This window comes from Streptomyces sp. NPDC016677 (genome assembly GCF_055562815.1).
On sequence record NZ_JBVHEO010000019.1, the window covers coordinates 104,392 to 121,385 of the forward strand.

Consider the following 16,994-nt stretch of genomic DNA (forward strand, 5'->3'; position numbering starts at 1 on the left):
CGCCTCCGCGGCGATCATGATCCCTCCGTGCGACGGCGGGCCAGATCGCCTCGGCACGCGTCAAGACGACGCCGCGGAACGCGCCGGCTGACAGAGACGCGCTCGGCCTCGAACAGCATGGGGAGCGAGCGTATCCCTGGGAATCCGCCGCGGACTTCAGGCGGAAGGCCTGAGGCAGATCGAGTCCACGGGTCGCGCCGTGTCGTGGACGAGCAGGTCGCCCGGCACTCGGGCGGCCCCGCGTACGGGAGTTCCAGTACGACGCACTCCTCACCGCCCTCGCCGGGGAGTGGACGGGTGCGCCGGATGGCCGGACCGCCGCCTTCCACGGTCACGGCCTTCAGCGAACCAGCGGAGCGGTACGGATGCTCCCGGAGCACTCGTCCGCGGCAACGGAGATGACGGAGATGTCCACCGCCCCGAATGCCGGGAACAGCGCTTCACGCCAGTGGGTCCGCCGCCGATCCTGGCCCCGAGGTACCACGAGGACCAGGACAGAACCCGTGACCCGTTCTTACTGAGGCACGCAAGGTGACCGGGCACTTCGACGGGCACTTGGTCACCAGGACTTCGCCGACGGGGTGATGGCCTTCTGCGACGCGGGCAAGCTGGCGTGCGTCGCTCCGGACGCGGTCACCGGACCACAGGTCCTGCCGGCGGGCTTCGCACTGGCCGGCCGCGATCCCGGGCAGGCGCACCCGTTCCTCGGAAGGCGTCTCGGCCACGCACTGGACGACGCCGGCGAAGTCGACCTCGCTGTCCGGCGTCGTCCAGGCGCAAGGGTCAGGCCCGGACGAGGGGCGTGTCGACCAGGTGCTCTGCCAGGAACCAGGACTGCAACTCGCCGGTCCTGATGACCTGGGAGACGAGCAGGTCGTTGGTGCCGTCGTCGCCCAGTTCGGCGGTGCGTGCGGCGGCGTCGTGGGCCTCGATGAGGATGGTCTCGTGGGCTTCGAGCAGCCGGGACAGCATCGCCGGCACCTCCTCCACGCCGTCCGGGGGACGGGGGATCGACGTGATCTCCGCGACGTGTCGGGGATCGCCCACCGCGACACCTCCGAGGGACTGCACACGCTCGGCGATGGTGTCCACGATCTCCAGTTGCTCGCCCGCGTGCTTGTCCAGCACGAGGTGCAATTGGTAGAAGGTGGCGCCACGCATCAGCCAGTGGTGCTTCTTGTAGAGGCCGTAGAGGATCTGCGTGTCCGCCAGGACCTTGTTCAGGCGCTGGCAGGAGTACATCCGGGCCTCGTAGGACAGGCCGAGGGGGAACTGCTTGACGGTTCCGAAGTCCTGGATGACCTCTCCCTTCTGGTGCAGCCAGGGCTGGCTGCCGCTCGCGTGATGGGAGCTGGTGGTCATGATCCGCCTCCTGTGATGCGGTGCATTCGAGTACCTGCTCGACGCTAGGCGGACCGTCGGCGCCTCATTTGCTCCGCAGCGCACGCCCTGCTGCCCGACAGCGCATGTCAGCCGTCCATCGCCATGCCGGCACTCTCGTACAAGTACCCGTGCGCTGAGGGACCTGTCCGCACGCTTCGGCGGATCTAGCGTCGGTCGGCAGCGCCTGGGAGACAGGCCGTACGAGAAACGGCGATGAGGATGAACGAGCAGGCGGATGTGGTGGTGGCCGGTCCTGGCGCCGACAGTAGGCGCGGCACTGGGAGCGCTCGGGTGAGCCGCTCCGTCATCGCCCCCTGGAGGACTTCGGCCGGCCGGCGTCGGCCTGCCATGACCGGCCGGGACCCGGCGCAGCCGCATCGGACCGCCACCCCGCTCGAACTCTTCTTCGACCTGTGCTTCGTCGTCGCCGTGGCGCAGGCGTCGCACAGCCTGCACGGGGCGCTGGCTCACGGGGAGTACGTCTCCGGAACCCTGCGTTTCGCCCTGGTCTTCTTCACCATTTGGTGGGCTTGGATGAACTTCACCTGGTTCGCCTCCGCCTACGACCCCGACGACGCCCCCTACCGGCTGACGGTGCTGGTACAGATCACGGGTTCCCTCATCCTCGCCTCCGGTGTCAGCCGCGCCTTCGACCAAGGCGACCTGCTGGTCATCACGCTCGGATACGTGGTGCTGCGCACCGCACTGGCCGCTCTGTGGCTCCGTGCCGGACTGGCCGCCCCCGACCGTCGGAGGACAGCCTTCCGATTCGCCGCCGGAGTGACGGTGTGCCAGGTCGGTTGGGGCACCCTGCTGTTCCTTCCGGCGCAGGCCCGGCTGCCCGGAATCGCCGTGATGATCCTGGCGGAGGTCCTGGTGCCGGTGTGGGCGCAGTCCGCGGGCATGACTCCGTGGCATCCACACCACATCGCCGAGCGCTACGAACTGTTCACCCTGATCGTGCTCGGCGAGTCCGTCGCGGCCGCCACCGTGGCCATCAGGGAGAGCTTCGACCGGCACTACGCCACCGGTGCGCTGTGCGCCTTGGCCGCGGGTGGCCTGCTGATGGCCTTCGCCATGTGGTGGCTGTACTTCACCAAGCCCGCGCACCAACTGCTGGCCACCACGCACCAGGTGAACCGCAGACGCTTCACCTGGGCCTACGGCCACTACCTGATCTTCGCCTCTGCCACAGCGGAGGGAGCCGGGCTGGCCGCCTACGCCGATCACCTCACCCACCGGCACGGCGCTCCGGTGGCCGCGGCCGCGCTCATGGTCACCGTCCCGGCCGCCGTCTTCGTGATGGCGGTGTGGGCGGTACATCTGCGACCGCACCGGCAACGGGCCACCGACTCGATCATGTTCGCCACCGCTGCGAGTGGCGTCTTGCTGACCTCCTGGTCCCCGGCACCCGCGCTGCTGGCGGGCGTGCTCATGGGCGGCCTGGTCACGGTGGTCGTCAGGCGGTCGTGAGACCGGACCGCGCGTGAGGGCCGCGATCGGGACGCCGCTCCTCGGTCCCGGCCTTCCGCGGCAGCGGCCGGCACGGACACCGACCGCCCGCCTCGTTTCCTTCCGCACTCCGGGAATCCGCCACGAGATTCCCGGATCATTTGATTTTCATAATTATTTTGCGGGTGGTTACCCGTCGCCGCAGTGGGAATCACCTGACGAGTGGGCACGCCCACAGGGGGGAGGGGTCACCGTGTTCAAGGCACTTGTCCGTCGTGCCGTGCGCCATTGCGCTTTTCCGGCGCCCCTGTCGACGACGGCCGTCATGATGACAACGGTCCGCCCTGCCCGAATCGGCTGCGATCCGGTCATCCCCCATTCCCGGGCCACGGTCATCACCGGCTCCGCGATACCGTTGCCGCCTGTACCGAACAGCGGCGACCGCTATATATGAACCTTCGTTCATGGGCTTCTCCTGCGGGCCGTTCCCCGATGACGCCGACCATGTGCCGGGACGCGCAGTAATCCACCGAGAAGAGCGTCACTCACTGCCGTCGCCTTCTCGTTCGCACTGATACTCACCAAGCCATCCACCGCGGCCTGAGTCCGGCCGCATCATCGCTCGACGCCGCTTCAAGGAAGGTCCATGTCGGAGTTACAGCGCGCTGCCACGCGAGAGAAGATCGCGATCATCGGAATGGGCTGCCGGCTGCCCGGCGGGGCATCCGACTACCGGACCTTCTGGGAGAACCTCTCCCAGGGAAAAGACTGCATCGTTCCGACGCCGTCCGACCGGTACGACGTCAGGACGCTCGCCAGCCAGGACCAGACAAAGCCCGGAAGGCTGGTCGGCGGGCGCGGCGGATACATCGACGGCTTCGACGAGTTCGACCCGGCCTTCTTCGGCATCAGCCCGCGTGAGGCCGCCCACATGGACCCGCAGCAGCGCAAGCTTCTGGAAGTGGCCTGGGAGGCGCTGGAGGACGGCGGGCAGAAACCCGCGGAACTCGCGGGTCAGGACGTCGGTGTCTTCGTGGGCGCCTTCACCCTCGACTACAAGATCCTCCAGTTCGCCGACCTCGGTTTCGAGACGCTCACCGCCCACACCGCGACCGGCACGATGATGACGATGGTGTCGAACCGCATCTCGTACTGCTTCGACTTCCGCGGGCCCAGCCTCTCCCTCGACACCGCGTGCAGTTCGTCCCTGGTAGCCGTACACCTGGCGTGCCAGAGCCTGAGCCGCGGTGAGAGCAGGCTGGCGCTGGCCGGCGGAGCGCTCCTGCACAGTGCCCCGCAGTACACCATCGCCGAGACCAAGGGCGGCTTCCTCTCGCCCGACGGCCGGTCCCGCACCTTCGACGCCTCGGCCAACGGCTACGTCCGCGCGGAAGGCGTCGGCGTGATCGCCCTCAAACGCCTGGACGACGCGCTGCGCGACGGCGACCCCGTGCACGCGGTGATCATCGGCAGCGGCGTCAACCAGGACGGACGTACCGACGGCATCACCGTCCCCAACGCCGACGCCCAGGTCGCGCTCATCGAGCGGGTCTGCGCCGAGGCGGGCATCACCCCCGGCACCCTCCAGTACGTCGAGGCCCACGGCACCTCCACCCCGGTCGGCGACCCCATCGAGGCGGGGGCGCTGGGCCGCGCGCTGTCGATCGGGCGCGCACCCGGCGCCCGGTGCCATGTGGGCTCGGTCAAGGCCAACATCGGGCACTGCGAGTCGGCCGCGGGCATCGCCGGGCTCATCAAGACGGTGCTGTGTCTCAAGCACCGCACCATCCCGCCCCACATCAACCTCGACGAGATCAACCCGGCGATCGACCTGGCGTCGCTGCCGTACGAGATCCCGACCCGTGCGGTTCCCTGGCCCGACCACGAGGGACCGGCGCGTGCGGGAGTCAACTCCTTCGGTTTCGGGGGTACCAACGCGCACGTCCTGCTCGAAGCCGCCCCGGCGGACGGGACGGCCGGTGTGCCGGGGCAGCGCCGCGCGCGTTCCGGCCCTGCCGTGCTGCCCCTGTCCGCACGCGACCCCGCCCTCCTCACCGAGGTCGCCGAGAACATCCGGCGGGAACTCTCCGGCGCACACGGCCCGGCCCCCTCCCTGTCCGACGTCGCCTACACCCTGGCCCGCCGCCGCCAGCACCTCGACGCGCGGCTGTCGGTGGTCTACGACTCCCCCGCCTCGCTGAAGGAGGCCCTCGACGCGCACCTGCGCGGTGAGGCCCACCCCCGCGTGCTGCTGGACCAGCGACGGCCCGCGAAGGACCGGCGGCTGGTCTGGGTCTTCACCGGCATGGGGCCGCAGTGGTGGGGCATGGGCCGGCAACTCTTCGAGGCCGAGCCGGTCTTCCGGGAGGCGGTCGAGGCGTGCGACCGCGCGTTCCGCGAGTTCGCCGACTGGTCGCTGGTGGAGGAGCTGACCGCCGGCGAGGCCGACTCCCGGATGAGCGAGACCTGGCTGGCCCAGCCGGCCAACTTCGCCGTGCAGATGGGCCTGGCGGCCCTGTGGCGCGCTCATGGCGTGCGTCCGGACGCCGTCGTCGGGCACAGCACCGGTGAGATCGCGGCCTTCTACGAGGCCGGTGTCTACAGTCTGCGGGACGCCGCCGCGGTCGCGGTCCACCGCAGCCGGCTCCAGCAGAAGCTGGTGGGCACCGGCACCATGCTGGCGGTTGGCCTGTCGGAGGCGAAAGCCCTGCGCCGGGTACGGCCCCACGGCGGCCGGGTGTCGGTGGCCGCCGTCAACAGTCCGACGGCACTCACCCTGGCCGGGGACGAGCAGGACCTCACCGAGATCGCCGACGGTCTGCGGAACGAGGGGGTCTTCGCCAAGTTCCTCGCCGTCCGGGTGCCGTACCACTGCGCGCGCATGGACGCGATCAAGGACGACCTGCTCTCCGCGCTCGCCGGTCTCCGGCCCCGGCCGGCACGCGTCCCCCTCTGCCTGACCGCGGGCGAGGAGTGGGCGGGCCGGTACGCCGAGGGCCCGGAGCTGGACGCCGCCTACTGGTGGCGCAACGTCCGCGACACCGTGCGCTTCACCGACGCCGTCGACCGGCTGGCCGACGACGGCCACGGCGTCTTCCTGGAGATCGGGCCCCACCCGGTCCTCGGTCACTCGATCGGCGAATGTCTCACCGCCCGGGGCCTTGAGGCGCGCAGTGTGCCGTCGATCCGCCGCCAGGAGGACGAGCGGGAGCGGTTCACCCTCTCCCTCGCCGCCCTGCACAACGTCGGCTTCGACATCGACTGGGCCGCCGTCCACCCGACCGGCCGGCCGGTTCCCCTGCCCCGCTACCCGTGGAAGCGCGACCGGTACTGGACCGAGCCCGAGCCGGTCGAGCGGGTCCGGCTCGGCCGCGTTGACCACCCGCTGCTGGGCCGCCGTCTCGACACGGCCGAACCGACCTGGGAGGCGAGGCTGGACGTCGAGTCCCTGCCGTATCTGAGGGACCACCTGATCCAGGGCAGCGCGGTGTTCCCGGCGGCCGGCTATGTGGAGATGGCGACGCAGGCCGTCCGGGCGACGACCGGCGGCGGCGCCGCCCTCGTCGACATCGAGCTGCGCAAGGCGCTGTTCCTGCCGACCGGAACCGGAAGCACCACCGGCCCCGCGGCACCGGTGCAGCTCTCCTTCCGCGGCGAGGACGCGGAGTTCACCGTCGCCACCGCCTCCCGGGGCGGCACCGGTGAGCGGACCGTGCACGCCCGTGGTGCCGTGCGCTCCGCCCAGCGCGGACACCACCGGCGTCCTTCCCGGCTGGACGTCGACTCGGTCCGTGGCGGCAGCACCCGCCACCTGACCGGCGCCGCCTGCTACGAGGCGCTGGCCGCCCTCGGCTACCACTACGGACCGGCGTTCCAGGGCATCGAGGAGGTGTGGATCGGCCCCGGCGAGGCGCTCGCCCGCATCCGGCCGCCCGCGCCGATCGGCGACGACGCCGCCCGCCACCATGTGCACCCGGTCCTGCTCGACTCCTGCTTCCAGACGCTGCTGACACCCCAGCTCCTCGGGGGCGAGGGCTCCGGAGCGGCGTCGGGTACCGGAGTCCGGCTGCCGCTCTCGATCGGCGAGGTGGACCTCGACCCCGTCGGGGACCAGCCGCTGTGGGCCCATGCCGTCCTCACCGGCGAGGCGGACGGTGAGCTGGTCGGCGACATCGCGGTGCACGCCGACGACGGCCGTCCGCTCGGCCGTGTCACCGGGTTCCGCGCCGCCGACGTCGAGACGGCCTCCACCACCGTGGGCCTGGGCACCATCGACTCCTGGCTGGCCGACATCACCTGGACCGAGGCCCCGCACGCCACCGACCCGCACGCCGGCCCCGTACAGGACTGGCTGATCCTCGCCGACGGGCAGGGCGTCGCCGGTGAACTGGCGGCCCGGGTCACCGCCCGCGGTGGGCGCTGCCACCTGGTGCGGCCCGGCCCGGCCTACCGCATGTCCCCGGACCGGCGGGAGTCGGTGATCAGACCCGGTTCCAGCGCCGACCTGGAGCGGCTCCTCACCGAACTGCACGCGGACGGTTCGGCGCCGTACGACCATGTCGTGCACCTGTGGAGCCTGGACCTCCCGCCGATGGACACGGCCGGCGCGGCGGCCGACGTCCGTGAACACGCCGACCTCGCCGGCTACTCACTGGTCGCGCTCGCCCGCGCGCTGCCGGCCCACCAGCCCCGCAGCAGGCTGCACATCGTCACCCGCGGCGGCCAGGCCGTCGTCCCCGGCGATCCGGCCGAGCCGCTGTCCGCGCCGGCCTGGGGCGTCGGCCGCGTCCTGGGACAGCAGGAGCTGCCCGACCACCGCGGCACGCTCATCGACCTCGACCCCGCCACCGGCGAGGACGGCTCCTCCCGTGCCGCGGACGCCGAGGCCCTGCTGCGGGAAGTGACCGCGGCCGACGGCGAGCCAGAGGTGGCGCTGCGCGACGGCCGCCGGCTCACGAGCCGTCTCGCCCCGGTCACCGGCCTGCCCCGCCCGCTGCCGCTGCGGCTCCGTGCCGACGGCGCGTACCTGGTGACCGGTGCGTTCGGCGCGCTCGGCAGGATCCTGTGCCGTCGGCTCGTCGCCCGCGGCGCCCGCCGTCTGATCCTCGTCGGCCGTACCGCGCTGCCCGACCGGGACCACTGGCACACCGTCGACCCGGACTCCGCCACCGGCGACCGTATCCGCTTCCTCAAGGAACTGGAGGCCCTCGGCGCCCAGCCGGTGCTCGCCCCGCTCGACATCGGCGACGAGACCGCCCTCACCACGTGGCTCGCCGGCTACCGGCGGCGCCAGTCACCACCGATCCGCGGTGTGTTCCACCTCGCGGGCCAGGTCCGCGACACCCTCCTGCCGGAGATGGACCGGACGGCTTTCGACGCCGTGTGCACCCCGAAGGTGCTCGGCGCGTACCTCCTCCACCGTCATCTCGCCGACGAGCCCCTCGACCACTTCGTCCTCTTCTCGTCGATCGCCTCCCTGCTGACCACCGCGGGCCAGACCAACTACGCCGCGGGCAACGCCTTCCTCGACGCGCTCGCCCACCACCGCCGGGCCCGCGGCCTGCCCGCCCTCAGCATCGACTGGGGCCCCTGGGCCACGGGCATGATCGAGGAGCTGGGGCTGGTCGAGCACTACCGCACCCGCCGGGGCATGAGCTCGCTCTCCCCCGAGGCGGGCATGGCCGTACTCGAACGCGTCATCGGCCAGGACCGGTCCCAACTGCTCGTCGCCACCGTCGTGGACTGGCCGGTCTTCCTCGCCTGGTACCCGAAGCCGCCGCCCCTCGTCGCCGACCTGGCCGCAGCGGCCGAGGAGACCGACACGCCGGCGACCGGGGACGGCGGCGCCCTCGAAACCTTCCGTGCCGCCTTCGCCGCCACGGACCCGGCCGCCCGCGAGGCCCTCCTCACCGACCGCTTCACCCAGGTCGTCGCCGGTGTGCTGCGGATGCGGCCCGAGCAGGTCGACACCGGCACCGGGCTGGGCGCGCTCGGCCTGGACTCCCTGCTGGCAATGGAGCTGCGCTCGCGGATCCAGGCCGACCTGGGTGTCACCCTCCCGGTCGTCGCGCTGCTCGGCAACACCCTCGTCGGTGACCTGATCGGCCGCGTCCACGAGGAACTCACGGACCAGGTCACGGCGGGCACGGACGACACCGAGGCCACCGCCGCGGTCGAGCTGTTCCACGACGAGCGACTGCACCCCCTGACCCAGAACCAGAAGGCCCTGTGGTTCCTCAGGCAGCTCAACCCCGACGCCTTCGCCTACAACATCGGCGGCGCCGTCGAGATCCGTACCGACCTCGACCCCGAGCTGGTGTTCGCGGCGTTCCGCGTCCTGATCGAACGCCACCCCTCCCTCCGGGCCAACTTCACCCACGACCGAGGCCGGCCGGTGCAGCGGACCGCTCCCGCCGAGGACGCCGCGTCCCGGGCGGACGTCGCGCTCTTCGACGTCCAGGACTGGTCGTGGGACGACATCCACGCGCTGATCGTCAGCGAGTACCGCAAGCCGTACGACCTCGCCCACGACCCGCTGGTCCGGCTGCGCCTGTTCCGGCGCGGCCCGGACCGGTGGGTGCTGATGAAGGCCGTCCACCACATCATCTCCGACGCGATCTCCACCTTCACCTTCATCGAGGAGCTCCTCGCCGTCCATGAGGCGCTGCGCCTCGGCCGTACACCGGAGCTGCCTCCCGTCCCCGCCCGTTACCTCGACTTCCTCAACTGGCAGAACCAGTTCCTCGCCGGCCGCGACGCCCGGCGGATGCTCGACTACTGGAAGACGCACCTGCCGGCCGACATCCCGGCCCTCGCCCTGCCGACGGACCGGGCCCGTCCGCCCGTCCAGACCCACAACGGCGCGTCGGAGTTCTTCGTCCTCGACGCCGACCTGAGCGCCCGCGTCCACGCCCTGGCCCGGGAACACGACGTCACCGTGTTCATGGTGCTCATCAGCGCCTACTACCTGCTGCTCCACCAGTACTCCGGGCAGGACGACATCATCGTCGGCAGTCCGGTGACGGGCCGTACCCAGGAGCAGTTCGCCAAGGTCTACGGCTACTTCGTCAACCCGCTGCCGCTCCACCTCGACCTGGCCGGCCGGCCGACCGTCGCCGAGCTTCTCGGCCGGGTCCGTGACGTCGTACTCGGGGGCCTGGACCACCAGGAGTACCCGTTCGTGCTGCTGGTCGAGGAACTGGGCCTGACCCACGACCCGAGCCGGTCCGCGGTCTTCCAGGCGATGTTCATCCTCCTCACCCACAAGGTGGCCACCGAGAAGTACGGCTACCGCCTGGAGTACATCGAACTGCCCGAGGAGGAAGGGCAGTTCGACCTCACCCTGTCGGTGTACGAGGACGAGTCCGACCATCGCTTCCACTGCGTCTTCAAGTACAACACCGACCTGTTCCTCGCCGAGACGATGCGGCGGATGGCCTCCCACTACGTCAATCTGCTCGACGCGCTGACCCGCGCGGCTCCCGGGGAGCCGGCCCGCGGGCTGGAGCTGCTCGGGGCGGCGGAGCGCGAGCGGCTCGTCGACGACTGGAGCGGCGCGGGGCGGCGGACCGCCGTACCCGACGTGCCCGTGCACCGGCTCATCGGCCGGATCGCCGCAGAGCGGCCCGGGACCGTCGCCGTCTCCGCCCCCGGCGAGGACGGCTCCGCCCGGCGGATGACCTACGGGGAGCTGGACGTCCGCAGCCGCGCCCTCGCCCGGCGGCTGCGCGGGCTGGGTGTGGGCGACGGCGCGGTGGTGGCCGTCTGCCTGGAGAAGTCGCCCGAGCTGATCGTCACCCTGCTGGCGGTGCTGAGGGCCGGTGCCGCCTATCTGCCGCTGGACCCCCGCGACCCGGACGACCGGCTGACGTCCCTGATCACACACACGGGCGCCGCCTGGACCATGACCGACACCGCCGGGGGCGAACGGTTCGCGGGCCTCGCGTGCCGGGTGCTCACTCCGGGCGACCTGACCGCGGAGCCCGCGCCCGACCCGGACCTCCCCGAACCCGACGTCGGCCTGGACTCCCCGGCCTACGTCATCCACACCTCCGGCTCCACCGGCCGCCCCAAGGCGGTCCAGGTCAGTCACCGCAACCTCGCCTCGGCGTACGAGTCCTGGCGCACGGAGTACGGTCTCGACCGCGACGTCACCGTCCACCTCCAGACGGCGAACCCGTCCTTCGACGTCTTCACCGGTGACCTGGTGCGCGCCCTGTGCTCCGGCGGCACCCTGGTGCTCGTCGGACGCGAGCTGCTGTTCAACACCGCGCGGCTGTACGGCGTCATGCGTCAGGAAGGCGTCGACTGCGGCGAGTTCGTGCCCTCGGTGGTCCGGGGACTGCTGGCCCACTGCGAGCACGACGGCAGCCGGCTGGACTTCATGCGGCTGGTGATCGTGGGCTCCGACACCTGGAAGGTCGAGGAGTACGACCGGCTGCGCGCCCTGTGCGCCCCGGAGACCCGGTTGGTCAACTCCTACGGCCTCACCGAGGCCACCATCGACAGCACGTACTTCGAAGGACCCACCGACGGCCGGGAACCGAGCATGACGGTCCCCATCGGGCGGCCGTTCCCCGGCACCGAGCTGTACATCGTCGACGAACACGGCGAACCGGTGCCGCCCGGCGTCACGGGCGAACTGTGGATCGGCGGTACGGGCGTCGCCACCGGTTACCTCGGCGACCCCGAGCAGACCGCGCACCGCTTCGTCACCCGCGTCCTCGGCCGCGGCCCCGGTGCCCGGCCCGTGCGCCTCTACCGCACCGGCGACCTCGCCCGCTGGGACAGCACCGGGTGCGTCCACCTGCTCGGCCGCGCCGACGCCCAGGTGAAGGTGCGGGGCCACCGGGTGGAGCTGGGCGAGGTCGAGTCCCGTCTCGCCCAGTGGCCGGCGCTCGCCCAGGCGGTCGTCACCCTGCGTCCGGACGAAAACGGCGAAAATACCCTGTGCGCGTACGGCGTGGCAGCGCCCGGTGCGGAACTGGACTGGCGCCGGCTCCGCCGGCACCTCGCCGAACACCTGCCGACCCACCTGATCCCGGCCTCCTTCACCGAACTGCCCGAGCTGTCGCTCACCTCCAGCGGCAAGGTCGACCTGGCCGCCCTGCCCGCGCCCGGGCCCGCCCCCGACGACACCCCGTACGAGCCGCCCGTGACGCTCTACGAATCCCGGATGGCCGACCACTGGAAAGCCGTCCTCGGTGTCGAACAGGTCGGTCTCCAGCACGACTTCTTCGCGTCCGGCGGCAGCTCCGTCAAGCTGATCGAACTGATCCACCACCTGCAGAACGAGTTCAACCTGACCATCCCGGTCAGTCACCTCTTCCGGGTGACCACGCTGCACGGCATGGCCAGGACGGTGGAGCACATCATCACCGGCCGGCTGCCCGGGGCGCAGCCCTGGCTGCGGTTCACCCCCGCCGCCGGACCCGTCGTCTTCTGCTTCCCGCCCGCGGGCGGCCACGGGCTGGTCTACCGGCTCCTCGCCGCTCAGCTGCCGGAGTACGAGCTGGTGGCCTTCAACTACCTCACCGGTGACGACAAGACGGCTCGTTACGCGGACCTGATCGACTCCCTCCAACCACAGGGCCCCTGCCGGCTGCTCGGTTACTCGCTCGGCGGCAACCTCGCCTTCGAGGTCGCCAAGGAGCTGGAGCACCGCGGGCGCGAGGTACGCGACGTCGTCGTCCTCGACTCGTACCGTGCCACCGCTGTCCACACCGTCGGCGACGAGCACCTCGCGGCCTTCGAGCGCGAGCTGCGCGAGCACCTGCGCAAGCACACCGGGTCCGAGGAGCTGGCCGAGGAGACCCTCGCCCAGGCCAGGGACTACATCGGCTTCTGCGCCCGCACGCCCAACCTCGGCACGGTACGCGCCGCCGTCACCGTGATCTCCGACGCGCACAAGACCGCCCTCTACGCGCCGGGGGAGCCCGGCTCCTGGCACGGCGGCTCCACCGGTCCCACCGAGGTGCTGACCGGCTCCGGCGAACACGCCGACATGCTCGACCCGGGGCACCTGGAGCACAACGCCGGCCTGGTCCGCGCCGCCCTGACCCGCGCCCCGGTCCAGGACCGGGTCGGCACGTCCGGCGCGGCGACGGGAGGTGAGACACGTGGGGCGTGAGAAGGCGTCCGACCGGCGTCACACGATGATCATCATCGGTGGCGGACTCGGCGGCCTGTCCACGGGCTGCTACGCGCAGATGAACGGCTACCGGACCCGGGTCTTCGAGATGCACGAGCTGCCGGGCGGCTGCTGCACCGCCTGGGACAAGGGCGACTTCACCTTCGACTGGTGCGTCAGCTGGCTGCTCGGCTCGGGCCCCGGCGACGAGATGCACCAGATCTGGCTGGAGCTGGGCGCGTTGCAGGGCAAGCAGATGCGCAACTTCGACGTCTTCAACGTCGTACGCGCCCCCGACGGCCGGGCGGTGTACTTCTACTCCGATCCCGACCGTCTCGAAGCGCACCTGCTCGGCCTCTCCCCCGCCGACGCCAGGCCGATCAGGGAGTTCTGCGCGGGCCTGCGGAAGTTCAAGGCGTGCATGGCGGCCTACCCGTTCCTCAAACCGCCGGGCCTGATGGGCCGGCTGGAACGCTGGCGCATGCTGGCGGCGTTCGTCCCGTACTTCAACGTCATCCGGAAGTCGATCACGACCCTGATGACGGACTACGCCGCGAGGTTCACCGACCCGCTGCTGCGCGACGCCTTCAACCACATCCTCTACGAGTACCACCCCGCGTTCCCGGTCCTCCCCTTCTACTTCCAGCTGGCGTCGCACGCCAACGGGACGGCGGGCGTGCCCGAAGGGGGTTCGCTCGGGCTGGCGAGGTCGGTCGAGGAACGCTACCGGCGGCTCGGCGGCGAGATCACCTACAACGCCAAGGTCGACGAGGTGCTCGTCGAGGACGACCGGGCCGTGGGCGTCCGGCTGAGCGACGGGCGGGAGTTCCGGGCCGACATCGTGGTCTCCGCCTGCGACGGCCGCACCACGATGCTGGAGCTGCTCAAGGGCCGCTACCTCAACAAGACGTACGAGCGGCTCTACACGAGGACCATCGACGAGCCGGGGATGCTCTACCCCGGTTACGTGAGCGTCTTCCTGGGCCTGGACCGTCCCTTTCCCCAGGGTGAGCCCTGTACGACGTACCTGCTCGACGAGGAGGAGGCGGCCTCGTTCGTCGGCATGGGGCACCCGAGCATGAACGTGCAGTTCCGCAGTGCCCACTACCCGGAACTCTCGCCGCGTGACACCACCGTCGTCTTCGTCACCTACTTCTCCGACACCGGCGTCTGGCGGGAGCTGACCGAGGGCCCGGAGCAGCACAGCCGCGTGCACAAGGGGGAGGAAGTGCACACGCTGGCGGTGCGGCGCGGCCCCGCGTACTACGCCGCCAAGCGTCAGGTGCAGCGCGCCGTCACGGAGTTCCTGGACCGCCGGTTCCCCGGGCTGGCGGAGTCGGTCGTGGCACGCGACACCGGGACCCCGCTCACCCAGATCCGCTACACCGGCAACCACAACGGAACCATCGCCGGCTGGCTGCCGTTCGTGGACGGCGCGGAGACGCTGGAGAAGGAAGTGAACAGGAACGGGCCGGTCGCGCCCGGGCTGAGGAACTTCTACCTCTCCGGCACCTGGTCCACGATCGGCGGCCTCATCCGCGCCGCGGCGGCGGGCCGTCACGTCACGCAGTTCATCTGCCGCGACGACGGAGTGGAGTTCACCGCCGGCATCGACCGGACCCAGCCGCCGCCCACCCAGATCGTCATCCCGGTCGGCCGGCCCCCGGCGCCCGACAGCACCGTTCCCCAGGCCAAGGAGCACGAATGAGGATCGAGAAGTGGATCGTGCGCGAGCACGTTCCGGGCGTTCCCGACGTCGACCGGATCTACGAGAAGACGGTCGAGGAGGTGGACGTCTCCCTCGCGGACGACGAGATGCTCTTCGAGACCCTGTACGTGTCGCTCGACCCGTATCTGCAGGGCCTGGCCCTGGAGACGCCGCTCGGCGAGCACATGGTCGCGCACAGCATCCTGCGCGTCGTCTCGGCCGGCCCGCGGGCCGCCTTCTCGGTCGGCGACCTGGTGCAGGGCTACGGCGGCTGGCGCAGCCATGTGATCGGCACCGGTGCGGGGTGGCGGTGGGAGCACGGCGCCTTCCCCGTCCCCTTCCCCGCCTTCCGGCGGCTGGACCCACGGCGCTACGACGAGGCGCTGCCGCTGTCGACGGCGCTCGGCGTCATGGGTCCGCCGGGACTGACCGCCTGGGGCACGCTGACCAAGTTCTTCACCGTCGAGCCGGGTGACACGTTCGTGGTCAGCGGCGCGTCCGGCTCCGTGGGGTCGCTCGCCGGCCAGCTCGCCAAACGAGCCGGCGCACACGTGATCGGCACCACCAGCTCACCGGAGAAGGCCCGGCATCTGACGTCCCTCGGCTTCGACGACGTCATCCACTACCGCCAGGGCGACGACCCCGGCAAGGCACGCGAGGCACTGCGCGCGGCGGCACCGCGAGGCGTCGACAAGTACTTCGACAACCTGGGCGGAGCCATCACCGACGCCGTGTTCTCCATGCTGAACGTCCACAGCCAGGTCGCCGTCTGCTGGCAGTGGGCGACCCAGATCGCGGGCGACCACACGGGCCCCCGCCTCCTCCCGTACATCATGTTCCCGCGCACGACCGTCCGCGGGATCTTCGCGGAGGAGTGGTACGACGACCAGACCCTCGACGCGCTCCACGACGATCTCGGCGGCATGGTCCGGCGCGGCGAGATCGTCCACCACGAGACCGTCCGGCACGGGTTCGACGCCATTCCCGAGGCGTACCGCAGCCTGTACACGGACCCGGGCGCCAACCGCGGCAAGCTCCTGGTACGCCTGTGACCGCCCGCTCCACCCGCTCCACCCGCTCCACCCGCTCCACTGTGAACAGGAAAGGCCGACGATGACGACGACGGCACTGCGCGAACCGCTCGCCTACCCCTTCGAACAGCCCGACGGACTCGGGCTCCACCCCGTCTACGCCGAACTGCGGCAACGGCCGCCGGCCCGGGTGCGGATGCCGTACGGCGAGGAGTCCTGGCTGGTCACCCGGTACGCCGACGCCAAGTCGCTGCTGGGCGACCCCCGGTTCAGCATGGCCGTGGCGGCCGGCCGGGACCGGCCGCGCGTCAGGCCGGTCGCGGTGAGCGGCGGGGGGCTGCTGTCCACCGACGGGCCGGACCACCACCGGTTGCGCGGCACGGTGGCGAAGGCGTTCACCGCACGCCGTGTCGAGCGACTGCGCGACCGCGTGCGCGAGATCGCCGGGGAACTCTCGCGCGACATGCGGAAGTCGGGCCCCGCGGCGGATCTGGGCGACCGGTTCGCCTTTCCGCTGGCGATCACCGTCATCGGCGAGCTTCTCGGCATCAGTCAGGAGAACCACGTCCGCGTCCGGGACTGGCTGGACGTCATGATGTCCCACTCGGTGACGGCCGAGGAGTTCCACAAGTGGAACTCCACCTTCGCCGCGTATACGGCCGACCTGGTGGAGCTGCGTCGCAGGGAGCCCGGTGACGATCTCTTCAGCGCCCTGGTGCGGGCTCATGACCAGGAGGGGCGTATCAGCATGGGGGAACTGATGGCCCTCGCCCCGGTGCTCATCAGTGCGGGATTCGTCACGACCTTCAACCAGATCTCCAACTCCTGCTACGTCCTGCTGGTCCGCCCCGACCGCTTCTCCTCCCTGCTGGGCCGGCCGGAGGCGCTCCCCCGCGCGGTGGAGGAACTGCTGCGCTTCGTCCCCCTCCCCAACGGCTTCGCCTTCCCCCGTTACGCCACGGAGGACGTGGAGCTGGGTGGGTCCCTCATCCGCGCCGGCGACCCCGTCCTGGTCGACACGGCCGCCGCCAACCGGGACCCGGAGGTGTTCGACAACCCCGACGAGCTCGTCCTCGACCGGGCCGTGAACCCGCACCTCAGTTTCGGACACGGCCCGCACTACTGCATCGGCGCCCACCTGGCGCGCGTGGAACTGCAGGTGGCTCTGGAGGTCCTCCTGGCGGACACGCCCGGCCTCCGGCTGGCCGTCCCCGAAGAGGAACTGCGCTGGAAGACCGGGTCGATGGTGAACGGCCTGCACGAACTGCCGGTCACCTGGTGAAGCGGCCGG

6 protein-coding genes are annotated in these 16,994 nt (G+C 71.1%); 5 read left to right on the plus strand and 1 reads right to left on the minus strand.

Going from position 1 to position 16,994, the window contains the following annotated elements; all coding sequences use genetic code 11:
* Positions 1-783: 783 nt before the first annotated feature.
* Positions 784-1,362 (minus strand): Dps family protein, encoded by a 579-nt coding sequence (locus ACZ3IG_RS32665; protein ID WP_467436624.1) that lies wholly within the window; start codon positions 1,360-1,362, stop codon positions 784-786.
* A gap of 369 nt (positions 1,363-1,731) precedes the next feature.
* Between ACZ3IG_RS32665 and ACZ3IG_RS32670 the strand changes: the two genes are divergently transcribed.
* The 5 genes from ACZ3IG_RS32670 to ACZ3IG_RS32690 all read left to right on the plus strand — a co-directional run bounded on the left by ACZ3IG_RS32670 (position 1,732) and on the right by ACZ3IG_RS32690 (position 16,985).
* Positions 1,732-2,856, plus strand: a complete 1,125-nt coding sequence (locus ACZ3IG_RS32670) for a low temperature requirement protein A (protein WP_467436625.1) — start codon at positions 1,732-1,734, stop codon at positions 2,854-2,856.
* Between the two features lie 625 nt (positions 2,857-3,481).
* On the plus strand, positions 3,482-12,964 hold the full coding sequence (locus tag ACZ3IG_RS32675) for an amino acid adenylation domain-containing protein (RefSeq protein WP_467436627.1): 9,483 nt from the start codon (positions 3,482-3,484) through the stop codon (positions 12,962-12,964).
* A 25-nt stretch (positions 12,965-12,989) separates the two neighbouring features.
* Positions 12,990-14,672, plus strand: a complete 1,683-nt coding sequence (locus ACZ3IG_RS32680; protein ID WP_467436679.1) for a phytoene desaturase family protein — start codon at positions 12,990-12,992, stop codon at positions 14,670-14,672.
* Positions 14,669-15,724 carry a zinc-binding dehydrogenase gene (locus tag ACZ3IG_RS32685; protein WP_467436628.1) on the plus strand — a complete coding sequence of 352 codons (1,056 nt, stop codon included), beginning with the start codon at positions 14,669-14,671 and terminating at the stop codon, positions 15,722-15,724. Before ACZ3IG_RS32680 ends, ACZ3IG_RS32685 begins: the two co-directional genes overlap by 4 nt.
* 61 nt (positions 15,725-15,785) lie before the next feature.
* Positions 15,786-16,985, plus strand: a complete 1,200-nt coding sequence (locus tag ACZ3IG_RS32690) for a cytochrome P450 (protein WP_467436629.1) — start codon at positions 15,786-15,788, stop codon at positions 16,983-16,985.
* The last annotated feature ends 9 nt before the right edge of the window (positions 16,986-16,994 follow it).